At 59.9% G+C, this 5,542-nt stretch carries 3 protein-coding genes and 1 rRNA gene; 1 reads left to right on the plus strand and 3 read right to left on the minus strand.

The window, feature by feature from the left end; genetic code table 11:
* Window positions 1-63, minus strand: a 16S ribosomal RNA gene (locus tag ACJRPG_RS24795); the annotation flags it as partial.
* Between the two features lie 367 nt (window positions 64-430).
* Between ACJRPG_RS24795 and ACJRPG_RS24800 the strand changes: the two genes are divergently transcribed.
* Window positions 431-2,533 carry a TonB-dependent receptor family protein gene (locus tag ACJRPG_RS24800; RefSeq protein ID WP_408002783.1) on the plus strand — a complete coding sequence of 701 codons (2,103 nt, stop codon included), beginning with the start codon at window positions 431-433 and terminating at the stop codon, window positions 2,531-2,533.
* A gap of 291 nt (window positions 2,534-2,824) precedes the next feature.
* Here the strand turns inward: ACJRPG_RS24800 and ACJRPG_RS24805 are convergent, their stop codons facing one another.
* Both ACJRPG_RS24805 and ACJRPG_RS24810 read right to left on the minus strand, forming a co-directional pair.
* The gene (locus tag ACJRPG_RS24805; RefSeq protein WP_408002784.1) at window positions 2,825-3,310 is read right to left on the minus strand and encodes a hypothetical protein; all 486 of its coding nucleotides are present in this window, start codon (window positions 3,308-3,310) and stop codon (window positions 2,825-2,827) included.
* A 90-nt stretch (window positions 3,311-3,400) separates the two neighbouring features.
* Window positions 3,401-5,383, minus strand: a complete 1,983-nt coding sequence (locus ACJRPG_RS24810; protein ID WP_408002785.1) for an esterase-like activity of phytase family protein — start codon at window positions 5,381-5,383, stop codon at window positions 3,401-3,403.
* Between the last annotated feature and the right edge of the window lie 159 nt (window positions 5,384-5,542).

A 5,542-nucleotide genomic window follows, 5' to 3' on the forward strand; every position in this document is an offset into this window, starting at 1 on the left:
GACTTGCATGTGTAAAGCATGCCGCCAGCGTTCAATCTGAGCCAGGATCAAACTCTTCAGTTCAATCTCTGTTTAAAGTCATTTCTGACTTGGTCGCTCACTCAAAATACTGACTTACAATATTTCTTTGTGAGCGTTTAAATAATTTGAGCATCGAGACCTAAGCCTCGTGCACTTCTTCAAACGCCCACACTTATCGACTGTTAATTTTTAAAGATCCTGCTTGTCCGATGAAGCGTTTTGTTCATCAGCAGAGAGGCGAGATTATGAAGTAATTCCTGCTCTTCGTCAACCCCTCTTACCTGCTTTGCTGCTAGTGCATCGCGGCAGGGACAGAACTATAGCAAACGGCACGACCGTCCGCAAGGGCTGCGGCATGATTATCCGCGGGCCTGTATAGTGATTGCCAAATTATCTATGGGAGCAATCCGTGCAGCATCGTTTAAAAGCACTGGCCGCGCTGTGCGCGGCGGCGGCTGGCGCCGCCCAGGCGCAAACTGAGGACATGGCAGGTGTGGTGGTCGTTACCGCCAACCGCAATGAACATGCGAGCATCAATGTGCCGGCGGCGATCGACGTCATCGGCGCGGACCGCATCCGCGATGGCCAGATGCGCGTGAACGCGTCCGAGGCGCTGGTGGCCGTGCCGGGGCTGGTGGTGCAGAACCGCCAGAACTATGCGCAGGACTTGCAGATTTCTTCCCGCGGCTTTGGCGCACGCTCGGCTTTCGGCGTGCGCGGTGTGCGCCTCATCGCCGATGGCATTCCGGCGACCATGCCGGACGGACAGGGGCAGGCCGCGACTTTCAACCTGGACCGCGCCCAGCGCATCGAAGTGCTGCGCGGGCCGTTCTCGGCGCTGTACGGGAACCATGCGGGCGGCGTGGTGCAGCTGTTCACGGAGGATGGCAAAGCACCGTCTTCGGTGGAGACCGCTGTAATGGGCGGCAGCGATGGCACGCGCAAAGTCGATATCAGCGCGCAGGGCCGGCAGGACGGATTCGGCTACGTGCTCGATGCGTCACGCTTCGACACGGATGGCTACCGTGAACACAGCGCCGCGCGGCGCGACCAGACTTATGCGAAGCTGAGCTTCGAGCCGTCCACGCAGAGCAAGCTGACCGTCGTGGCGAGTGGGCTGCGGCAGAAGGACACGCAGGATCCACTCGGCGTTCAGTGGGCGACCTGGCTGCGCGATCCACGTGCCGGCGAGATCGATGCGAGTGATACGGCGTCGCCGAAACGTACTTTCGCTGAGCGCTACAACACGCGCAAGAGTATCGACCACCAGCAGATTGGCGCCACGTACGACCAGCACTTCGGCGAGAACCGCCTGCGCGTGATGGCTTACGGCGGCAACCGCGAAGTCATTCAGTACCAATCCTTCTCGCGCGCCTTCCAGGCGCCACCCACGCACTCGGGCGGGGTGGTCGATTTCGACCGCGACTTCCATGGAGCGGCGATCAGCTGGCTAGACGTGCGGCGCTTCGCCAGCGGCGTGCTGCGCACTACAGTGGGCGTGGACTTCGACCATTCGAGTGATGACCGCAGCGGCTATGAGAACTTTGTGGGCGCCACCTTCGGCGTACGGGGCGCGCTGCGGCGCGACGAGAAGGATGTGGTGTCGAATACCGATCCCTACGTGCAGACCGAGTGGCAAAGCGGCGCGTGGCAGTTGAGTGCCGGGCTGCGCCACAGCCGGGTGAAGGTCGAGGTCAATGATCACTTCCTCGGCAATGGCAACGATAGCGGCAATCTCACTTTCGTGCGCAGCACGCCGGTGGTGGGTGTGCTGTACAAGGCCGCGCCCTCGCTGAACCTGTATGCGAGCGCTGCCCGCGGCTTCGAAACACCAACACTGAATGAGCTGTTCTATTCCGGAACCGGCGCGGGCTTTAATTTCGGCCTGCGCCCTGCGCGCAGCAAACACCTTGAACTCGGTGCGAAGATGCAGCTGGACGAACGCACGCGCATGGACGTGGCGGTGTTCGAAGTACGTACACGCGATGAGCTGGTGGTGGATGTATCCAGTGGCGGCCGCACCAGCTATCGGAATGCGAGCAAGACCTTGCGGCAAGGCGTGGAAGTCTCGGCTGACTCGGATCTTGGCGGTGGCTTCTCGGCCCGCCTGGCATTGACCGCCCTGCGCGCGGTCTACGACCAGGCGTTCGGCGCGGTGCAGGAAGGAAGCCGCCTGCCCGGCGTCCCGCGCGGCACGGCGTTTGGCGAACTGGCGTGGAAGGAGCAGAACGGCCGCTTTGGCGCTGCGCTGGAAGCTGTGGCGAATACCAGGGTCTACGTCGAAGACAGCAACAGCGAAAAGGCGGCGCCCGGCTATGGAGTCCTGAACCTGCGCGCAAACGCTAGTCAGCGCAGCAGGGGCTGGTTCTTCCGCGAGTTCATCCGCCTGAATAATTTGCTGGATAAGACTTACGTCGGCTCCGTCATCGTCGGTGATTCGAGCAAACGCTATTACGAGGCAGCCCCGGGCCGTACCTGGCAGGCGGGAATTACAGCGCAGTATTCATTCTGAAGCTGTAGAACGCGGTTTCAGCCGCGCGGCCAGGCGTATCAACCAAGCGCGCCAGGCACTCCAGCCGGAACGCTTTACGGGCCGCCTGTTCGGCTGTACAGGTGGTGCTTGAAGAATGCCGTCCGCAACTAATTTTTTCCCGACCTGGTCACGCAGCCCTTGGACTTTGCGGTACGCCTCGCGCGATTTCTGTAGATCGTACGTTACGCCGCGCCGCAGCTCCGCATGAAGATGGATGGCGTTGCGTAAGGAATAGATTTCTACGATGACAGCGTGAACTTTTCGGTCGATTTAATTGAGCTCAAGTGCGGCGTCCGCCTTGGCCTCAAAGGTAATCTTGCGGTGGTCAACTGGCCGCGGCTGTGTCTCATAAACCTTCAGATCACCGACAACGTTGTACTGAGCGACGATCTTGGTCTGCCAAGCGCCTGAGATGTTCACCGGCTGGTTATGCATATACGTGGTGATGGCTTTTACCGCATCCGCATTTTCATAGTGCGTCAGCAGAACATGGTGGAGGATGGCTTCGTATATCGACGCGTACTGAAGTATCTGTACCCTCACTTCAGCATTCTTCAACCATTCCGTCGCCTGCATGCCTTCCAACAGCTTGTAGATATAGCGCGCCGACCTGAACTCCTGCTCCAGCCGCAGGCGAAGCTCCGCATCGTTGATGATCCAAAAGTAATCGCGATAGAAGTCATCATCGCCGATATGCCGTTCAACATAGTCATTGATCGTTTGCGAAATTTTTTTCGGAAATCCCATCTTGCCCATCCGCTCTTATGATTTTTTGATCTTACAGATGAGCACTTCATCCGCCAACAAAAAAGGCGGCCGCAGCCGCCCTTTTCCCGAGCGTATCGCTTAATAGGTATTCAAGGCCTTAGCGAACTTGATGAGCCACAGGCGGCTTGGGCGTTCCTTGTCGTCGCCGCGCGCTACACGGATAGAGTTCGCCGCGTTGCAGCCGGTGGAGTTGCTGGTGACGATTTTGCCGGCGGCATCCACATCGCAGCTGGTGACGTCGGCATTTGCCACGGCTTCTCCGGATGGCGTGTAGATCTTGGTCTTGAGGCCGAAGTCGTTGTCGTTCGCCAGCGCAAGCGTGTTGCCGTCAACGATGGTCAGGCCTTCGGCTTTTTCGGCCAGCCAGCCGATGGCGTTCAGGTCCAGCAACTGCGTCTTCTTCAGTGGCGTGACTTTGGACCAGTCGGCGCCATTGACTGCAGCGCCGGCCATCGAGCTCTTTTCCAGGTCCGAAGTATCGGCGTTGAATGCGGCAGCCGAGATGTCGGTGGCGCTCCCGATTTCGAGCAGCATCAGCTTGTTGAATACCTTGCCGTTCGGCGCGGCGCCCTGTTCGATCACGATAAACTTGCCGTTACCCAGCGCAACCACGTCACCCAGCTTGGCGTTGCCGGTGCGGCCGTCCTGGTAGTCGGCGCCGTTCAGCGGATAGGCATACATCTTCGTGGTGGCGCCGGTGGCTGGGTCGAATTCGATCCAGCGCGTGAAGCGTGCGAAGCGTTCCACGCGCTCGTTCTTGCCCGTGACGGAGTACATGGCATTGCCGTCGGTGAGAGGGCTTTGCAGGAAGGCGTGCAGCTTGTCGGTGCTGGTGTCGAGCGCCATGCCTTCCATGCCGCGGTTGGCGCGGCGCTTGGCGAAAATCTTCGGCAGGCCGCTGCCTGCTGCGTACTTCGCCTGGATTGCGCCCGTAGCCGCATCGAGCTTCACGATGAAGGGGCCGTATTCGTCCGAGATCCACAAGGCGTTGCGCTTCTTGTCGACAGCGATAGCTTCGCTGTCGATACCGGCGGCGTTGAAGACGGCTTTGCTGTTCGGGTCGAACTTCATATTGTCCAGCACCGGCACTTCGAGCGAGTAGCCCAGTGTGCCTTCAGGAATAGGCAGGCCGGTGCTGTTCTTGATCGGCATGACGGAGCTGAGTACGGCGCCGTTCTTGCCGACAGTGATGATGCCGATGGAAGGCGTGAAGCTCGGCGACGGGAAGATCTTGCTCGGCGTGGTGCCGCTGCCGGTCAGCGATGGCACGTTGGGGCCATCGCCGTTGGGGCCGCGGTCCGTCAGGCCGTAGAACTCAAGGTCGCCGTTGGCGGCCGTGCCTTTGAAGGCGAGCGAGGAGCCGTACGACGGCAGGAAGCCGAGCGGGAAATCGGCCTTCACACCGGCGATGCTGCCTTCGTAGGGAATGTAGAAGTTGTTCGCTGCCTGGATCTGGTAGCGGGTCACGGTCACGCTGACGGCGCCTTGCGTGAAGCTTTCATTGACCGGCGTGCCGACCTTGGTGTTCAGCGTGTCTTCAAAGTGTTCGCGTACCAGCGTGCGGCGGTCGGCGTCGATGGTGCGCGATGCGTACTTCGCGCCAGCGCTTGTGAGGTTGGCGGCCATGGCCGTGTTGAATACGGCATCGGCTGCGCCGAAATCAGCGCTCTTGCCGGCCAGCGCTGTCTTCACGTCGCTGCTGATCTTGATGCCGTTCGAAGGATCGCTGTCTTCGTCCAGCAGCTGCAGTGCGAGCAGGCGGTTCACCACCTTGCTGTCCTTGACATCGGTTACGCCGGCCAGCTGCAACGGCGTCAGCGTGGTAGCGCAGGTAGCACTGCCAAGCGCGAGGCCGCCGATATTGAAGCTCACCGTGTCGCCCTCGTTGCAGCTGAATTCGCCCTTCGCGCCGGTGGCAGTCACCGGACCGTTGCCGGACTTGAAGTCCATGCCTTCAACGGCGCCATCAAGGAAAGTGCCCTGGATGGGCGGCTTGTAATCGCTGCCGCCGCAGGCGGTCAGGAGTGCCAGGGACAAGAGCGAAAGTTGGGGGAGCTTCATGCGGACCTCTTCTGTTGGAAAAGGCGCAGTGTAAGAAGTGCTTGTTACGCAGTGATGACACGCGTAAACGTAAAAAAGCCCACCAGATCACTGGTGGGCTTTTTCGGTATAACAGCCTGACGATAACCTACTTTCACACTGGTTGCAGCACTATCATCG

It is taken from the genome of Pseudoduganella rhizocola (genome assembly GCF_045984285.3).
GTDB lineage: Bacteria > Pseudomonadota > Gammaproteobacteria > Burkholderiales > Burkholderiaceae_D > Rugamonas.